Annotated in this window: 15 protein-coding genes; 8 read left to right on the forward strand and 7 right to left on the reverse strand. The window is 73.2% G+C overall.

The features are described from left to right. Nucleotides 1–104: 104 nt before the first annotated feature. Together ACFZDA_RS34250 and ACFZDA_RS34255 are read left to right on the forward strand one after the other, a co-directional pair. Nucleotides 105–749, forward strand: coding sequence for a phosphoribosyltransferase family protein (locus tag ACFZDA_RS34250; protein ID WP_391089176.1), 645 nt, complete (start codon nucleotides 105–107; stop codon nucleotides 747–749). An 84-nt stretch (nucleotides 750–833) separates the two neighbouring features. Beyond that, nucleotides 834–1,823, forward strand: coding sequence for a TerC/Alx family metal homeostasis membrane protein (locus ACFZDA_RS34255; RefSeq protein WP_391089177.1), 990 nt, complete (start codon nucleotides 834–836; stop codon nucleotides 1,821–1,823). A gap of 17 nt (nucleotides 1,824–1,840) precedes the next feature. Here ACFZDA_RS34255 and ACFZDA_RS34260 read toward each other — a convergent pair whose 3' ends face one another. The 4 genes from ACFZDA_RS34260 to ACFZDA_RS34275 form a co-directional block, all read right to left on the reverse strand. Next, nucleotides 1,841–3,031 (reverse strand): CoA transferase, encoded by a 1,191-nt coding sequence (locus ACFZDA_RS34260; RefSeq protein ID WP_391089179.1) that lies wholly within the window; start codon nucleotides 3,029–3,031, stop codon nucleotides 1,841–1,843. A 100-nt stretch (nucleotides 3,032–3,131) separates the two neighbouring features. Then, nucleotides 3,132–4,088 (reverse strand): helix-turn-helix domain-containing protein, encoded by a 957-nt coding sequence (locus ACFZDA_RS34265; protein ID WP_391089360.1) that lies wholly within the window; start codon nucleotides 4,086–4,088, stop codon nucleotides 3,132–3,134. 516 nt (nucleotides 4,089–4,604) lie between these two features. Continuing rightward, nucleotides 4,605–5,579, reverse strand: a complete 975-nt coding sequence (locus tag ACFZDA_RS34270) for an alpha/beta hydrolase fold domain-containing protein (RefSeq protein WP_391089181.1) — start codon at nucleotides 5,577–5,579, stop codon at nucleotides 4,605–4,607. Further along, nucleotides 5,576–6,877, reverse strand: a complete 1,302-nt coding sequence (locus tag ACFZDA_RS34275) for an MFS transporter (RefSeq protein WP_391089183.1) — start codon at nucleotides 6,875–6,877, stop codon at nucleotides 5,576–5,578. The genes ACFZDA_RS34270 and ACFZDA_RS34275 overlap by 4 nt, the downstream gene beginning before the upstream one ends. 56 nt (nucleotides 6,878–6,933) lie before the next feature. Here ACFZDA_RS34275 and ACFZDA_RS34280 point away from each other — a divergent pair, with 56 nt between their 5' ends. Next, a complete protein-coding gene (locus ACFZDA_RS34280) occupies nucleotides 6,934–7,920 on the forward strand; it encodes an ArsR family transcriptional regulator (RefSeq protein ID WP_391089184.1) in 987 nt (328 codons plus the stop codon). A 4-nt stretch (nucleotides 7,921–7,924) separates the two neighbouring features. Here the strand turns inward: ACFZDA_RS34280 and ACFZDA_RS34285 are convergent, their stop codons facing one another. Then, complete coding sequence (locus ACFZDA_RS34285) at nucleotides 7,925–8,155, reverse strand: hypothetical protein (RefSeq protein ID WP_391089186.1); 231 nt, start codon at nucleotides 8,153–8,155, stop codon at nucleotides 7,925–7,927. A gap of 116 nt (nucleotides 8,156–8,271) precedes the next feature. Between ACFZDA_RS34285 and ACFZDA_RS34290 the strand changes: the two genes are divergently transcribed. Continuing rightward, a complete protein-coding gene (locus ACFZDA_RS34290) occupies nucleotides 8,272–9,177 on the forward strand; it encodes a LysR substrate-binding domain-containing protein (RefSeq protein WP_391089188.1) in 906 nt (301 codons plus the stop codon). Nucleotides 9,178–9,221: 44 nt separating this feature from the next. Here ACFZDA_RS34290 and ACFZDA_RS34295 read toward each other — a convergent pair whose 3' ends face one another. Then, entirely contained in the window at nucleotides 9,222–9,800 is a 579-nt protein-coding gene (locus ACFZDA_RS34295) for a TetR family transcriptional regulator (protein ID WP_391089189.1), read from the reverse strand. Between the two features lie 238 nt (nucleotides 9,801–10,038). On the opposite strand from ACFZDA_RS34295, the gene ACFZDA_RS34300 reads away from it, so the two are divergent. From ACFZDA_RS34300 to ACFZDA_RS34315, 4 genes are read left to right on the forward strand one after another with little or no spacing between them, the layout of a single operon-like run. Then, complete coding sequence (locus ACFZDA_RS34300; protein ID WP_391089190.1) at nucleotides 10,039–10,581, forward strand: 2Fe-2S iron-sulfur cluster-binding protein; 543 nt, start codon at nucleotides 10,039–10,041, stop codon at nucleotides 10,579–10,581. Next, nucleotides 10,578–11,570 (forward strand): FAD binding domain-containing protein, encoded by a 993-nt coding sequence (locus ACFZDA_RS34305; RefSeq protein WP_391089192.1) that lies wholly within the window; start codon nucleotides 10,578–10,580, stop codon nucleotides 11,568–11,570. The genes ACFZDA_RS34300 and ACFZDA_RS34305 overlap by 4 nt, the downstream gene beginning before the upstream one ends. Next, nucleotides 11,567–13,681, forward strand: a complete 2,115-nt coding sequence (locus tag ACFZDA_RS34310) for a molybdopterin cofactor-binding domain-containing protein (protein WP_391089193.1) — start codon at nucleotides 11,567–11,569, stop codon at nucleotides 13,679–13,681. The genes ACFZDA_RS34305 and ACFZDA_RS34310 overlap by 4 nt, the downstream gene beginning before the upstream one ends. Beyond that, complete coding sequence (locus ACFZDA_RS34315) at nucleotides 13,674–14,810, forward strand: XdhC family protein (protein WP_391089195.1); 1,137 nt, start codon at nucleotides 13,674–13,676, stop codon at nucleotides 14,808–14,810. Before ACFZDA_RS34310 ends, ACFZDA_RS34315 begins: the two co-directional genes overlap by 8 nt. A 116-nt stretch (nucleotides 14,811–14,926) precedes the next feature. On the opposite strand, the gene ACFZDA_RS34320 is transcribed toward ACFZDA_RS34315, so the two are convergent. Beyond that, nucleotides 14,927–15,490 (reverse strand): NAD(P)H-dependent oxidoreductase, encoded by a 564-nt coding sequence (locus ACFZDA_RS34320; protein ID WP_391089196.1) that lies wholly within the window; start codon nucleotides 15,488–15,490, stop codon nucleotides 14,927–14,929. Between the last annotated feature and the right edge of the window lie 119 nt (nucleotides 15,491–15,609).

Below are 15,609 nucleotides of genomic sequence, written 5' to 3' on the forward strand. Positions count from 1 at the left end.
CGCATTGTCCGGTAGGTGAGGTGTGCATTGTCCGGTGGGCGGAGGGTACGCGGGAGCCGGATCGGCGAAGGGCCCTCTCCGTGCGGGAAGCAGAGGTGACCGTCATGCGCTTCCGTGATCGCCGGCAGGCCGGCGGGGAACTGGCCGAAATACTGCGCACCCGGCAGAGCGAGGGGGCGCTGCCCGATCCCCTCGTCCTCGCCCTGCCCCGCGGCGGGGTCGCCGTGGCGCGCGAGGTGGCCGCGGCGCTGGACGCCCCGCTCGACGTCCTCGTCGTACGGAAGATCGGGGCGCCCTTCCAGGAGGAGCTCGGCGTCGGCGCGATGGCCGGGGACGAGGTGCCGCTCCTCGACGAGGACACCATGCGTCACCTGGGCCTGCGGGAGGCCGCCCTCGCGCCCGTCATCGAGCGGGAGCGCGCGGAGCTGCGCCGCCGCGAGCGGCTGTACCGGCAGGGCCGCCCCGCACCCGAGCTTCGCGGACGCACCGTGATCGTGGTCGACGACGGCCTGGCGACCGGTTCCACGGCCCGGGCCGCGCTGCGATTCGTCCGGCGTCAGGCGCCCGAACGGGTGGTGCTGGCCGCGCCGGTGTGCTCCCCGGAGGCGGCGCAGCTGATGCGCGCCGAGGCCGACGAGGTGATCTGCCTGTACCAGCCGGCCGCGTTCATGGCCGTGGGCCTCTGGTACGAGAACTTCGACCAACTGACGGACCAGGACGTCCTGGAGGCGCTGCACGCGCAACTGTGATCCATTGTTCACCTGTCAGGTATGGCGGAAATCGGCCACGACGGACAACGATGTCCCATCCCCACACCTGCAACAGGAGCAACAGTGAACGTGTCCACCACCGTGTGGCTGCTGACCGTGGCGGCCCTGTGTCTGCTCGTCGCCGTCGACTTCTTCGTCGGGCGCAAGCCCCATGACGTGTCCGTGAAGGAAGCCGGGACATGGACGGTGGTGTGGATCGTCCTGGCCGTGCTGTTCGGGCTGGGGCTGTGGTACTTCGGTGGGAGCGGGCCCACCGGCGAGTTCTTCGCCGGGTACATCACGGAGAAGTCGCTCAGCGTCGACAACCTCTTCGTGTTCGTCCTGATCATGGGGAAGTTCGCGGTGCCCTCGCAGTACCAGCAGCGGGTGCTGATGGTCGGCGTCCTGATGGCGCTCGTGCTGCGGGCCGGCTTCATCGCGGCCGGCGCGGCGATCATCTCCGCGTTCTCCTGGGTGTTCTACCTCTTCGGCGCGTTCCTGATCTGGACCGCCTGGAAGCTGGTCCAGGACGCCCGCAAGCAGGACCACGAGGAGGAGTACCAGGAGAACAAGCTGCTGAAGATGGCCGAGCGGCGCTTCGGTGTGGCCGACCGCTACCACGGCACGAAGCTGTTCATCACCGAGAACGGCAAGCGGATCATGACGCCGATGCTGGTCGTGATGCTCGCCATCGGCTCCACCGACGTGCTGTTCGCCCTCGACTCCATCCCCGCGATCTACGGCCTCACGCAGGACCCGTACATCGTGTTCACCGCGAACGCCTTCGCCCTCATGGGTCTGCGCCAGCTGTACTTCCTCATCGGCGGCCTGCTGAAGAAGCTGGTCCACCTCTCCTACGGCCTGTCGATCATCCTGGGCTTCATCGGCGTGAAGCTGGTGCTGCACGCCCTGCACGAGTCGGGCGTCCACGTGCCCGAGATCAGCATCCCCTTCTCACTCGGCTTCATCGTGCTCGTCCTGACGGTCACCACCATCACCAGCCTGCGGGCCTCGAAGAAGCAGGAGGCCGAGACCGAGGCCGAGGAGGCGGAGGGGGTCACCGGGTCCCGGTAGGTTCTGCCGGCCGGGGGTCAGACGACGCCGTCCGCGCGCAGGGCCGACACCTCCTCGTCGGTGCGCCCCAGCTCGGCGAGGATCGCCTCGGTGTGCTCGCCGACCGCCGGCACGGGGTCCATCCGGGCGGGCAGGCCCGCGAGGTCGGCCGGCGGGAGCAGGGCCTCCACCGTGGCGCCCGGCACCGCGACCTCGCTCCAGCGGCCGCGGGCGGCCAGCACCGGGTGGTCCAGGAACGCGGCGACGTCGTTGACCCCCGCGCAGGCGATGCCGATGGCCTCCAGGTCCTTGAGGATCTCCGCGGAGCCGGAGCGGGCGAAGCGCTCGGCGACGATCGCGTTGAGCTCCTCGCGGTGGGCGACGCGGTCGGAGGCGGTGGCGAAGCGCGGATCGCCGACCAGTTCCGGCCGGCCGAGGAACTCGGCGCACAGGGCCGCCCACTCCGGCTCGTTCTGGATGGAGAACAGCACCTCCTTGCCGTCGGCGGCCTCGTACGTCCCGTACGGCGCGATGGTGGCGTGCTGGGTGCCCAGGCGCGGGGGCTGGGTGCCGCCGTACCGGGTGTAGTAGGCGGGCTGGCCCATCCACTCCGCCAGTGCCTCGAACAGCGACACGTCCACCGGGTGGGCCTCGCCGGTGACGGCACGGGTGTACAGGGCCGTGAGGACGCCGCTGTAGGCATACATCCCGGCGGCGATGTCGGCGACGGAGATCCCGGTCCGGGCGGTCCCCTCAGGGGTTCCCGTCAGGGACACCAGACCGGTCTGGCACTGCACGAGCAGGTCGTAGGCCTTGCGGTCGGCCCAGGGGCCGGTCGTGCCCCAGCCGGATATCGTGCACGGGATCAGACCGGGGCGGCGGCCGGCGACGGTGGCGGCGTCCAGACCGAGCCGGCCGGCGGCGCCCGGGGCGAGGTTCTGTACGAACACGTCGGCGCCGTCGAGGAGTTCGTGCAGGATCTCGCGGCCCCGTGGATCCTTGAGGTCCAGAGTGAGGGACTCCTTGGAGCGGTTGAGCCACACGAAATAGCTGGAGTGGCCGTGCACGGTCGTGTCGTACCGGCGGGCGAAGTCGCCGCCGCCCGGCCGCTCCACCTTGATGACACGGGCGCCGAGGTCGGCGAGCTGCCGGGTGGCGTAGGGCGCGGCCACGGCCTGCTCCAGGCTGACCACCGTGACCCCGGCCAGGGGATACCGCTGCACGCTCATGCCTCATGCTCCTGAACCTCGTACCGGACGGCGCCCGGCCAGTCTCTCCCAGCCGGACGGCGGTGGCTAAGGGGTCCTTGCACGATGAGCGCAAGGACCCCTAAGGCCGGGCCAGGTGCCGCATCGCCAGCGCCAGTTGCAGCCGGAGCCGGCCCTGCGGGGTGCGCACCGGCCAGCCGAGCAGGTGCTCGGCGTGCGCCAGCCGGTCCTGGAGCGTGGAGTGGTGGACGTTGATCTCGGCGGCGGCCGCCCGCAGGCTCGCAGTGGACGCGACCGCGTGCAGGGTCGCCGGCAGCCAGGGCGTGCTCGCCGCGGCCGTCTCCAGGGCACGGACGTCCGGCGGCGGCTCGGCGCCGGGTACGACGAGATCGGCGAGGAGGGCGATGCCGCCCAGCTCCTCGGCGTACACGACGCGCGGTCCGGGGTCCTGCGGGGTGCCCTCGGCGGTGAACCGCAGGGCGATATGGGCCTCGGCCCACGACCGGGGCAGCTCCAGCACGGGCACGGCGGGCCCGACGCCGAGCCGTACGCCGGCGCCGGCCTCCGCTCCCGCGGGTACGACCGCGTCGGTCTCCGCCCCGGCGGGTACGGCCCGCGGCCGCTCGTTCAGCGGGGCGAGAGCCCGGGCCGGAAGAGCGGGATCGAGGCCGAGGCGGCGGGCGGCATGCAGCCGGGCCGCTTCCGGGGCCGTGCCGTCGAGCAGGGTCTCGACCAGCGCCGGATCGTCGGCCGGGGCCCGTCCGCGGGTACGGTCGAGCACGAGCCGCAGCACACCGGCGGCCCGCTCGAGAATCACCGCGTCGACCACACTGGACGCGCCCCGGGCGTGCCCGACATCGACCTTGTTGTGTGCCGCCCTGACCCGGTCCGTTGTCATGGTGTCGGGCGCTGCTCCGGTACGGGCGGTGCCCGGCGCGTCGTGGGCGGCAGCGGGTCGGTGCGTGCCGTTGGCGTCGGCCGCCGCGCGGGCATGGTCGGTCTCGACCGCTTGGGCCACTGCCCCCGCGCGGTCGATGTCGGCCAGGTGGGATGCGGACCGGGCGCTGTCCGCTCTCACGGCGCCGGGCGTCGAGCCGTCAGGGCCGGCGTTCGCAGGGCCCGGCGCCGGCCCGTCGACGTCCGCGTTCGCAAGGCCGGGCGTCGGCCCGGCGGTGTCACCGTTCATTGCGGCGGGCGCCACCCCGGCCGGGATGGCGTTCACCACGTCGGGCGCCGTGCCGGACCGCTCCAGCCACAGGGCCGCCGTGCCGTGCGGGGACAGCCGTGCGGACGGCCACGTGGGGTCCGGGGGCACCTCCGTGTCCTGTCGCGTGCCGTCGGGCTCCACGCGTACGTGCACGCGCCGTTCGGGGTCGACCAGCCGGGCCGGGCAGCCGGCCAGTACGGCGGCACCGCGTACGAGTGCCTCGACACCGGCCCTGGACTCGGCCAGGCGGTCGAAGTAGGCGATGACCCGGACCGCCGCACCGGCATCCGGATCGAGCGCGCTCAGGCGCCCGGCCAGCTCTTTCATGGGCCCATGGTGCGGCATGCGGCCGCCGAACGGGTCCCGCTCGCCCGGTCTCCCCGCCCGTCACACGCCCAGCAACCTCCGCAGCCAGTTCACATGCGCCGCCCGCGCCGACTGGGACAGCGCCGCCTGGGGTGCGAAGCCGTCGAAACCGTGGAAGCCGCCGGGCCAGACGTGCAGCTCGGCCACTCCGCCGGCCTGCCAGATGCGCGAGGCGTAGGCGACGACCTCGTCCCGGAAGGTCTCCGCGGAGCCGACGTCGAGGAACGCCGGGGGCAGCCCGGTCAGGTCCTCCGCACGGGCCGGTGCCGCGTACGCCGGTACGTCGGGGCCGCCGCGCCGTGAGCCCAGCAGCGCCGTCCAGCCGGTCTCGTTGGCGGTGCGATCCCACACCCCGAGGCCCGCCATCTGGTACGTCGACGGCGTGTCGTTGCGGTCGTCGAGCATCGGGCACATCAGGACCTGCCCGATCGGCTGCGGCCCCTTGCGGTCCCGTGTGAGCAGGGCCAGGGCCGCGCACAGCCCGCCACCCGCGCTGGCGCCCGCGATGACGATCCGCTCGGGGTCGGCACCGAGCTCGGCGGCGTGGTCCGCCGTCCACAGCAGCCCGGCGTAGACGTCCTCGATCGGCGCGGGGTGCGGATGTTCCGGCGCCAGCCGGTACTCCACCGACACCACCACCGCGTCCAGCACCTGCGCCCACGCCAGCGGGACGTCGACGCCGACCCTGTTGTTCCCGATGACCATGCCGCCGCCGTGCACGTGGTAGATGACGGGCCGCGCTCCGGCGCTCGCCGGAGCGGTCGGCCGGCAGATCAGCAGCGAGATGCCGGGCTCGCCCTGCGGCCCGGGCACCTGCCGGTCCTCCACCTCGAACGTCCCGCCCATCGTCAGGTCCATATCGGCCAGCAGCTGTATCCCCGGGCCCTGGCGCACCTCGGCGATCCCGTCCAGGGTGAGCCCCGGGCTGATCATGTCCTTGATCAGCTCCAGGGCTCCGGCGAGTTCCGGGTCGAACGGGGGCGGAACATGCGTCATGACGTCTCCTCGGGTGAGGTCGCGGTGGCTCGTGCCGCCAGGATCGGTCCCGCCGCGCCGGACCCGGGCGCCGCCGTCCGGCGGAACCTCCCCGCCGTACGGCGGGTGGCACACCGGTGGCGGGCGAGGGCCACGGCCGTGAGCGCCGCGACCAGCGCGCACACCCCGGGCCACCCGAAGCGGCCGTACGCCCGCACACCCAGCCACGAGCCGACGGCGCCACCAAGATACGCGCAGGTCATATAGGCGGTGGTGAGCCGGCTGCGCACCTCGGCACGCAGCGCCTGGATCCGCACCGTGTTGGCGACCATGCCGGACTGCATACCGACGTCGAGCAGCAGCGTGCCCACGACCAGGGCCGCCACCCCCACCGCACCGCCCGCACCACCCAGCGCCAGCACCGCGGCCGAGACGCCCACCACCAGGAAGCACACCCGGTTGACCGCGTCCGGCCCCCGACGGTCGACCTGGCGGCCCGCGACCGGCGTGCACACCATGGTCACCGCGTTGACCAGGGCGAGCAGCCCCACGGCCCCCGTGCCCAGGCCGTACACCGGCCCGCTGAGCAGCAGCGCCGCACCCGTCCACACGGCGGAGAAACCGGCGAACACCAGCGCCTGGTACAGGCAGGAGCGGCGCAGCCCGGGTTCCGTACGCAGCAGCCGCAGCGGCTCGGCCAGGAGCGCCGGACAGCCCTGTGAGGAGGGCGGGGACGTCCGGGGAAGCAGGCGCGCCGACAGCGCGGCCACCGTCAGCGACAGCACGGCGGCCAGGACGTACGGGGCCCGCCAGCCCAGCCAGTCGCCGAGCGCGCCGCCTGCGGTGCGCGACAGCAGCATGCCCGCGAGGGAGCCGCTCAGCAGGGTGCCGCCGGTGACGCCCCGCCGCTCCGGCGGCACCAGACCGGCCGCCAGCGGCCCGGCGAGCGGGGCCGCCACCGTCGTCACCCCCACCAGGGCACTGGCGGCGACCAGCGGCACCAGCCCCGGCGCGGCGCTCGCCGCGAACAGCCCGAGACCGGTGAGCGTGAGGAGGGTGACCAGCAGCGGGCGGAACGGAAGGCGGTCGCCGAGGGGGACGAGCAGGCAGATCCCGGCCGCATAGCCGAACTGCGTCGCGGTGACGACGCCGGCGGCCGCGTCGGGCGAGACGTGCAGCCCGGACGCGATCAGCGGGCTGAGGGCCTGCGGGAAGTAGACGTTGCCCACGGCCGCGCCGCAGACGAGCGCCAGGGCGAGGACCACCCGGGGACTCGCGCCCGGGTGCGCGGTAGGCTGCCGTCGATCGTGATCCGTCATGGACCGAAGTCCACGCCATGGCAGGGCGGTTGCCAAAGGATGTAGCGGGGGCCTTAATGATCAGCTTCCGGCTCGACACCGCGGACCTCGCCGACACCCGCTTCGCGATCTCCCCCCTGCGCGAGGTGATGGGCAGCCTGCGAGCCCTGCGCGCCCCGGCCCTCTACCCCCTGCACGTCCGGTGGCGCGCCGCCGTGCTCCAGCGGCTCGACCCGGCCGACGTCCGGCTGCTCGCGGCCCTGGTGGGGGACACCCTGGCGCTGCCCGACTTCCTGACCCCCCGGCCGGAATCCTTCGCGCCCGCCCTCGACGAGCAGCTGACCGTCGTTCGCGCCACACCCGCCCAGACCGTACGCCGCGACCTGCTCGCCGCCCACGCGCCCCGGCCCCTGCCGCCGGCCCTGCGGGCGGTCACCGCGCCCGGCGACGCACCCGTCGCGGAGCTGCTGGAGGAGCTGTGCGCACTCCTGCGGCGGTACTGGGAGGCGGCGCTGCTGCCGTCCTGGCCCCGGATGCGGCTCGTACTGGAGGCCGACATCACCCACCGGGCACGGCGGCTGGCCACGGGCGGTGCCCGGCTGCTCTTCGCCGACCTGCACCGCAACCTGCGCTGGGACGACGGTGTCCTGCGTGTCGACCGGATGCGCGGACACCACCACGTCGACGGCTCGGGACGCGGCCTGCGCCTGGTGCCGTCGCTGTTCGCGCACCAGCCGGCGCCGCCGGTCAGCGCCGCGGAACCGCCGATGCTCGCCTACCCGAGCCGGGGCGCCGCCACCCTGTGGGAACCGGAGCCCGAGCCGGACGCCCCCGCCCTGACGGCCCTGCTCGGCGCGCCCCGCAGCACCCTGCTGCGGCTGCTGGCCGAGCCCCTGCCGACGGTGGAGCTGGCCCGGCGCCTCGGGGTGACCCCGAGCGCCGTGTCCCAGCATCTGCGCGTCCTGCACGCGACGGGCCTGGTCACCCGCGCCCGCGACGGCCGCCACGTCCTCTACCGGCGCAGCCCGCTGGGGGAGAGCCTGGCACAGCACGGCAGGGCCTGACCCGTCAGCGGTTCGCCGTACCGCACCGGGCCGGAGCGGACCCGGACGGCGGCCTGCTGCGCGAGACGACGCGCATGCCGCAGCCGTCGACGACCCGGACCTGGAGCGAACCGCAGCCGCAGCGCGTCCACTCCGTGCGGCCCGTCGCGGTGGTGTGCCGGGACAGCACCTGGAACGGCTCGCCTCCGTCCGGCCAGCCGCAGTGCGGGCAGACGGTGCCGGTGGTGCTGGTCATGTCGGTGACTCCTCGTATGTCCTGGCTGGTTGACCGTCGCGACACAGCCAGGGTGCGCCGAGGATCCGTACACGTCCAGGTTGACTTTGTGGACGTCATTGTGAAGCGTGGGCTTCATGATTGACCTGCGCCGGCTGCATGTCCTGAGGGCGGTCGCCCACTACGGCACGGTCACCGCGGCCGCCCGAGCCCTGCACTTCACCCCGTCCGCCGCCTCCCAGCAGATCCGGCAGCTCGCCCGTGACCTGGGCGTCGACCTGCTGGAGCCGCAGGGGCGCGGGGTCCGCCTCACTCCGGCCGCCGAGAGCCTGCTGGCGCACGCCGACGCCATCCAGGCCCGCTGGGACCAGGCGGAACTCGATCTGCGGGCGGACCACGGCGCGCCGTCCGGGGTGCTGCGCGTGACGGGTTTCCCCGTGGCCATCTCGGTCCTGCTGGCGCCGATGGCGGCCCGGCTGGGGGAGCGGCACCCGCGGCTGTCCGTACGGATCACCGAGGCGGGCGTCCCGGAGAGCTTCGACCTCCTCTTCGAGGGTGACATCGACCTGGCGATCGTCGAGTCGACCCCGCACAACCCGCCGTTGAGCGACACACGCTTCGACCAGCGGCCGTTGCTCGACGACCCGTTCGACCTGGTCGTCCCCGACGGGCACCGACTGGCCGGACGGACCCGGGTCGATCTCGCGGAGGCGGCGCACGAGGCGTGGATCGCGCCGGTGGAGGAGAGCGCCTGCCGCCCGCACGTCCTGTCCGCCTGCGGCGCGGCCGGTTTCACCCCCGACGTCGTCCATCACGCCCTGGACTGGAACGTCGCCGCCCATCTCGTCGCCCACCGGCTGGGCGTCGCCCTCATCCCGCGCCTCGCCCATCTGACCCCGCATCTCCCGATCACCCGGGTGCGCTGCGAAGGCAACCCCCACCGCAAGCTCCTGACCTGCACCCGCGGCGGCGGCCACGCCCGCCCGGCGGTGGCGACGGCCCTGAGGGAACTACGGGAACTGGCCCCCACGACAGTCGCCTGAAGCGCTGACTGCTTCAGGGGCGCGGGGAACCGCGCGAACCCTCGTCACCGCCCGGGCGCCCCCACCCGCAGCGCGTCCATCACGAGGTCCAGCAGGCGATCGGCGCGTGATTGCCAGTCGGTGGCGGGGTCGATCGTCCAGAGGCCGCCGACGGCCAGGAAGAGATCGTCCGCGGTGATGCCCGGGCGGATGGTGCCGGCCTTCTCGTTGGCGCGCAGGAGGAGTTCGGCCGCCTCGGTCAGCGGCGTAGGGGCCGGTTTCGCCGGCTTTCCCGGCCCGCCGGTGGCCTGGCGGATCGCGTCGGCCAGACCGGCCTTCGTCATCGCGAACTGCGCGCAACGGTCCAGCCATTCACGCAGCGCCCGGTCCGGCTCCCGGCACTCCAGCAGCGGTGCCGCGGTGTCGGCGACCTGCTGCATCTCGTGCCGGTAGATCTCCATGACGAGCGCCTCGCGGCTCGGGAAGTGGCGGTAGAAGGTGCCCTGCCCGACGCCCGCCTTCTTGGCGATCGCGCTCAGCGGCGCGTCCGCCGCACGGGTCAGTTCGACCAGCGCAACCTCCAGGATGCGCTCGCGGTTGCGCTGCGCGTCCGAGCGCAGAGGAGCGTTGCTCTTGTGCCGCACTGGCCCTCCTCGCGGTCCTTGGCCGAAACCCGGCCCTTGTTAAGCGGACAGTTGTCCGTTACGTTTCCGGGTAACGGACAAGTGTCCGCTTGCTCCATCGTATCGGCGGGACGCCTCTGCCGACAGTCCGAGACGGCTGTGCCGCGGCCGGCCTGCCCCGCATCCTGCACCGTTGCGAACCTGCCCCGCCACCCGCACCCCTGCCGCCTCATCTTGCGACGTGAGAAAGAAGACTTCCATGCCCCCATCGACGTCCAGCGACCTCACCCTGTCCGTCAACGGCGAGAAGTACACGCTGACCGTCGACCACCGCACGACTCTCCTCGACGCGTTGCGCGAGCGCCTGGATCTGACCGGCACGAAGAAGGGCTGTGACCAGGGTCAGTGCGGTGCCTGCACGGTCCTGGTCGACGGTCGCCGGGCCGTGTCCTGCCTGCAGCTGGCGGTGGCGGCCGAGGGGCGTGAGATCACCACCATCGAGGGCGTGGCCGACGGCGATCAACTGCACCCGGTGCAGCAGGCGTTCCTCGACCTGGACGGTTTCCAGTGCGGTTACTGCACGCCGGGCCAGATCTGCTCGGCCATCGCGGTGATCGAGGAGCACGCGGCGGGCTGGCCCAGCGCCGCCACCGACGACATACGCCCCGAGGCGGGAGCGCCACCGCTGACACCGGAGGAGATCCGGGAGCGGATGAGCGGCAACCTGTGCCGTTGCGGCGCGTACGTGTCGATCGTCCAGGCCGTGGCCCGCGCCGCCGAGGCCAAGGGGGCTGCGGCATGAGGGAGTTCGGCTACCAGCGCGCCTACGACGTCTCGGGCGCCGTGGCGCTCCTCGAAGGCGACGCAGAAGCCCGTTTCCTGGGCGGCGGCACCAACCTCGTCGATCTGATGAAGACCGGTGTCGAGCGGCCGGCTCTGCTGGTCGACGTCCGGGAACTGCCCCTGGACGGTATCGAGCCGACCGGTGAGGGCGGGCTGCGCATCGGGGCCACCGTCACCAACAGCGACCTCGCCGCCCATCCCGAAGTCCGGCTCCGTTACCCGGCGTTGGCGCAGGCGGTGCTGGCCGGGGCCTCCGGGCAGCTGCGCAACATGGCCACCGTCGGCGGGAACCTGCTCCAGCGCACCCGCTGCGGCTACTTCGCCGACGTCTCCTCCGCCTGCAACAAGCGCGATCCGGGCAGCGGTTGTCCCGCGATCACCGGTGAGCACCACAATCACGCCATCCTGGGCGCCTCCGACCACTGCGTGGCGACGCATCCCTCGGACATGGGTGTGGCGCTCGCCGCGTTCGACGCCGTCGTGTCCTACGAAACGGCCGACGGGCCCGGCGAGGTGCCGCTCGCCGACTTCTATCTGCCCGTGGGTGAGACCCCGCATCTGGAGACGGCGCTGCCACCCGGTGCGCTGATCACCGCCGTCACGCTGCCGCCCGCCCCGGTCGCGGCCCACTCCCGCTACCGCAAGGTGCGCGAGCGGGCCTCGTACGCCTTCGCCATCGGCTCCATCGCCGCCGCCCTCACCGTCCAGGACGGGCGTGTGCAGGACGTGCGCCTGGCCTTCGGGGCGGTCGCCTCCCGCCCCTGGCGGGCCCGCACGGCCGAACACACCCTGATCGGCGCCCGGGCCGACGCGGAGAACTTCGCGGCCGCCGCCGACGCCGAACTGGCCGAGGCGAAACCGCTGCCCCACAACGGATACAAGGTGACCCTGATGCGCAACCTCGTCGTCGCCATGCTCAGCGAACTCGCCGAGGAGGCCACCCGATGACCACCGCCGCCCAGCGCCACGTCGGCACCGCCCACACCCGCGTCGAAGGCCGCGACAAAGTCACCGGCACCGCCCGCTACGCCGCCGAGATCCCCTTCGCCGAACTCGCCCACGGCTGGCTGGTCCTGTCCACCGTCGCCCGTGGCCGCATCCGCGCCGTGGACACCGAACCCGTCCTGGCCATGCCCGGTGTCCTCACCGTGCTCCACCACCACAACGCCCCGCGCGTCGACAGCGACTACGTCGGCCTGCTGGGTGCCCGGCCGGACCCGACGGTCGCCCTCTTCCAGCACGACCGGGTGGCCCACATGGGCTGGCCGGTGGCGCTGGTCGTGGCCGAGACGTCCGAGCAGGCCAGGGAGGCCGCCGAGGCCCTCGTCGTGACGTACGACGAGGAGCCGCACGACGTCGCGTTCTCCGCCGAGCGGCAGACCGAGGCGTATTCGGTCGACGGCCACCTGCCGGCCGTGGTGGAGAAGGGCGACCTGGACGCCCAACTGGCCTCCTCCGCCGTCGTGGTGGACGCGGAGTACACCACTCCGGAGGAGTACCACAACCCGATGGAGCCGCATGCCGCGACGGCCCTGTGGGAGGGCGGCCGGCTGGAGGTCGTCGACTCCAACCAGGGCACCATCTGGGTCGCCGGCGAGCTCGCGAACCTGTTCTCCCTCGACCCCGCCTCGGTGCGGGTGCGCTCCGAGCACGTCGGCGGCGGCTTCGGCAGCAAGGGCGTCCGTGCGCACCAGGTGGCCGCCGTGATGGCCGCGACCGTGCTGCAGCGCCCGGTCAGGGTCGTCATGACGCGTCGGCAGATGTTCTCCCTCGCCGGCTACCGCAGCCCCACGGCCCAGCGGGTCCGGCTCGGCGCCGACGCCGACGGGCGGCTGCGCGCCCTGGAGCACCAGTCCCTGAGCATGACCTCGTCCGTGCACGAGTTCGTGGAGCCGAGCGCCGCGGCCTCCCGGGCGATGTACGACGCCGACGCGCATCACACGGCCAGCCGGATCGTGCGGCTCGACGTGCCCACCCCGACCTGGATGCGGGCCCCCGGGGAGGCGTCCGGCTCGTTCGCGCTGGAGTCGGCGTTCGACGAACTCGCCGAGCGGTGCGGCATCGACCCGATCGAGCTGCGCGTGCGCAACGAGCCCGAGCGCGGTCCGGTGTCGGGGCTGCCGTTCAGCAGCCGCAACCTGATCGCCTGCTTCCGGGAAGGCGCCCGCAGGTTCGGCTGGGCCGACCGGGACCCTCGGCCCGGCGTGCGCCGCGACGGCCGCTGGCTGCTCGGCACGGGGACGGCGGCGGCCTCCTTCCCCTCGGGAGCGATGCCCTCCACGGCGGCCGTCACCGCGGAGGCGGACGGCACCTTCACGGTGGGGATCAACGCCGCGGACATCGGCACCGGCGCCCGGACCGCGCTCACCCTGGTCGCCGCCGACGCCCTCGGGGTGCCGGCGGACCGCGTCCGGGTGCGCCTCGGGGACAGCGACCTCGGCCCGGCGATGATCGCCGGTGGTTCGATGGGCACCCGCTCCTGGGCGTGGGCCGTCACGGCGGCCGCCGAGGAGCTGCGGCAGAGCCTCGCGCCGGGTGCCGACATTCCGCCCGAGGGCATCACCGTACGGTCGAACACGGCCGAGGCCATCGGCGGCCTCGCCCAGAAGGAACGGCACTCCTTCGGGGCGCAGTTCGCGGAGGTCGCCGTCGATCCCATGACCGGTGAGGTCCGGGTACGCCGCATGCTGGGCATCTTCGCGGCCGGCCGGATCGTCAACCCGCTCACCGCCCGCAACCAGCTGGTCGGCGGCATGATCTGGGGCATCTCGATGGCGCTGCACGAGGAAGCCGTCCGGGACCGGTCCACGGGCGGTCTCTACGGCGCCGACCTCGCGGGCTACCACGTCGCCGCGCACGCCGACATCCCGCACATCGAGGCGGACTGGGTCGACGACCCCGACCCGGACGACCCGGTCGGCATCAAGGGCATCGGCGAGGTCGGCATCGTGGGCGCCGCCGCGGCGGTCGCGAACGCCGTGTGGCACGCGACCGGCGTGCGCCACCGGAACCTGCCCATCCGCCCCGACCGTGTCCTGCTGGCGGGCGGCGATGCTTGACCTCGCCGGGCAGCTGCACGAATGGGCCGAGGAGGGCCGGGACTTCGCCGTCGCCACCGTCGTGGCGGTCGGCGGCAGCGCTCCGCGCCCTCCCGGCGCCGCCCTGGCCGTCTCCGCCGACGGTACGGCCATCGGCTCGGTCTCCGGCGGCTGTGTGGAGGGCGCGGTGTACGACCTGTGCCTCCAGGCCCTCCAGGACAGGGAGACCCGGGTCGAGCGGTTCGGCTACAGCGACGAGGACGCCTTCGCCGTCGGACTGACCTGCGGCGGGGTCATCGACATCATGGTCACCCCGTACGACGCCGACAGTGCGGCCCAGACCGCCGCACTGTCGGCCGCCGCCCACGACGAGCCGGTCGCTCTCGCCCGGGTCGTCCACGGACCGGCCGGCCTTCTCGGCCGGGCGGTGCTCGTACGCCCCGACGGCACCCACGAAGGCGGCCTCGGCGGCCACCTGGACCTGGACCGCACGGCGATCGCCCAGGCCCGCGCCCTGCTGGAGAACGGCCGCACCAGCACCGTCGAGATCTCGGAAGACGGCTCGCACTGCCCGGGCGGTCTCACCCTGCTCGTCGAGTCGGCCGTCCCACCACCCCGCATGATCGTCTTCGGGGCGATCGACTTCGCCGCCGCCCTCGTACGCGCGGGCAAGTTCCTCGGCTACCACGTCACCGTCTGCGACGCCCGTCCCGTCTTCGCCACCCGGACCCGTTTCCCCGACGCCGACGAGATCGTCGTCGACTGGCCCCACCGCTACCTGGCGAGCACCGACACCGACGCCCGGACCGTGCTGTGCGTGCTCACCCACGACGCCAAGTTCGACATCCCCCTGCTCACCGAAGCGCTGCGGCTGCCCGTCGCCTACGTCGGCGCCATGGGCTCCCGTCGCACCCACCAGGACCGCAACCGGCGGCTGCGGGAAGCGGGCGTGAGCGAGCGCGAGCTGGCCCGGCTCAGGTCTCCCATCGGCCTCGACCTCGGCGCCCGCACCCCCGAGGAGACCGCCCTGTCCATCGCGGCCGAGATCATCGCCGTACGGCACGGCGGCACGGGCCGGCCGCTCGCCGGCGCGGACACCCCGATCCACCGGGACGGGCGGACGGCCGGGCCGCTGCCGCAGCCGGTCTGAGCGGTGCCGTCACCGACTACGTGCAAGAGCCGACGAGATGCGGAGCCGACGGCATGCCGGAGGGGCCGCGGCCGGTGACGGCCGCGGCCCCCTCCGTGGCACCGCGCGTGAGCGGGTCAGGCGGCGGCCGGCTCCGTGGCGTGGCCGTGCAGACGGGCGATGACCTCGGTCAGCTGCGCGGCGACCTCGGCGTCGTCGGCCGGGTGCGTCTCGGCGAAGCGGGTCATCGAGCCGGGGATGGACAGCTTGACGTCCTCCAGCACCTTGCCGCCGGCCACGCCCACGGACTTGCGGGTCTCGTCGTGCGCCCAGACACCGCCGTACTGGCCGAACGCGGTGCCGACCACGGCCACCGGCTTGCCGCTGAGGGCACCGGCACCGTACGGGCGGGACAGCCAGTCGATGGCGTTCTTCAGGACGGCCGGGATGGTGCCGTTGTACTCGGGCGTGAACAGGATCAGGCCGTCGGCGGCGTTGGCGGCCTCACGCAGCTTCGCGGCGGCGGCCGGTACGTTGCCCTCGACGTCGATGTCCTCGTTGTAGAAGGGGATCTCCGCCAGCCCCTCGAACAGCTCCACCTCCGCACCCTCGGGGGCGAGCTTGACGGCGGCCTCGGCGAGCTGGCGGTTGTGCGAACCTGCGCGAAGGCTGCCGACGAGGGCGAGGATACGAACAGACATGGTGACTCCCACGTAGTGAAGGACGGCTCCGAAACACCGCCGTTACGATCCGGACCGGGGTCCGTTTATTGTTCTAGCATCCTAACCGGACCGCGGTCCAGTTTTGTTCCCGATGCTTT

This window comes from Streptomyces sp. NPDC007991 (assembly GCF_042958445.1).
Taxonomy (GTDB): domain Bacteria; phylum Actinomycetota; class Actinomycetes; order Streptomycetales; family Streptomycetaceae; genus Streptomyces.

Bases quoted from the DNA above. Each gene is read 5' to 3' on its own strand.
- ACFZDA_RS34250 (WP_391089176.1), top strand. From the start codon at position 105: ATGCGCTTCCGTGATCGCCGGCAGGCCGGCGGGGAACTGGCCGAAATA.
- ACFZDA_RS34310 (WP_391089193.1), top strand. From the start codon at position 11,567: ATGACCACCGCCGCCCAGCGCCACGTCGGCACCGCCCACACCCGCGTC.
- ACFZDA_RS34305 (WP_391089192.1), top strand. From the start codon at position 10,578: ATGAGGGAGTTCGGCTACCAGCGCGCCTACGACGTCTCGGGCGCCGTG.
- ACFZDA_RS34315 (WP_391089195.1), top strand. From the start codon at position 13,674: ATGCTTGACCTCGCCGGGCAGCTGCACGAATGGGCCGAGGAGGGCCGG.
- ACFZDA_RS34320 (WP_391089196.1), bottom strand. From the start codon at position 15,490: ATGTCTGTTCGTATCCTCGCCCTCGTCGGCAGCCTTCGCGCAGGTTCG.
- ACFZDA_RS34285 (WP_391089186.1), bottom strand. From the start codon at position 8,155: ATGACCAGCACCACCGGCACCGTCTGCCCGCACTGCGGCTGGCCGGAC.
- ACFZDA_RS34280 (WP_391089184.1), top strand. From the start codon at position 6,934: ATGATCAGCTTCCGGCTCGACACCGCGGACCTCGCCGACACCCGCTTC.
- ACFZDA_RS34300 (WP_391089190.1), top strand. From the start codon at position 10,039: ATGCCCCCATCGACGTCCAGCGACCTCACCCTGTCCGTCAACGGCGAG.
- ACFZDA_RS34260 (WP_391089179.1), bottom strand. From the start codon at position 3,031: ATGAGCGTGCAGCGGTATCCCCTGGCCGGGGTCACGGTGGTCAGCCTG.
- ACFZDA_RS34290 (WP_391089188.1), top strand. From the start codon at position 8,272: ATGATTGACCTGCGCCGGCTGCATGTCCTGAGGGCGGTCGCCCACTAC.
- ACFZDA_RS34270 (WP_391089181.1), bottom strand. From the start codon at position 5,579: ATGACGCATGTTCCGCCCCCGTTCGACCCGGAACTCGCCGGAGCCCTG.
- ACFZDA_RS34275 (WP_391089183.1), bottom strand. From the start codon at position 6,877: ATGACGGATCACGATCGACGGCAGCCTACCGCGCACCCGGGCGCGAGT.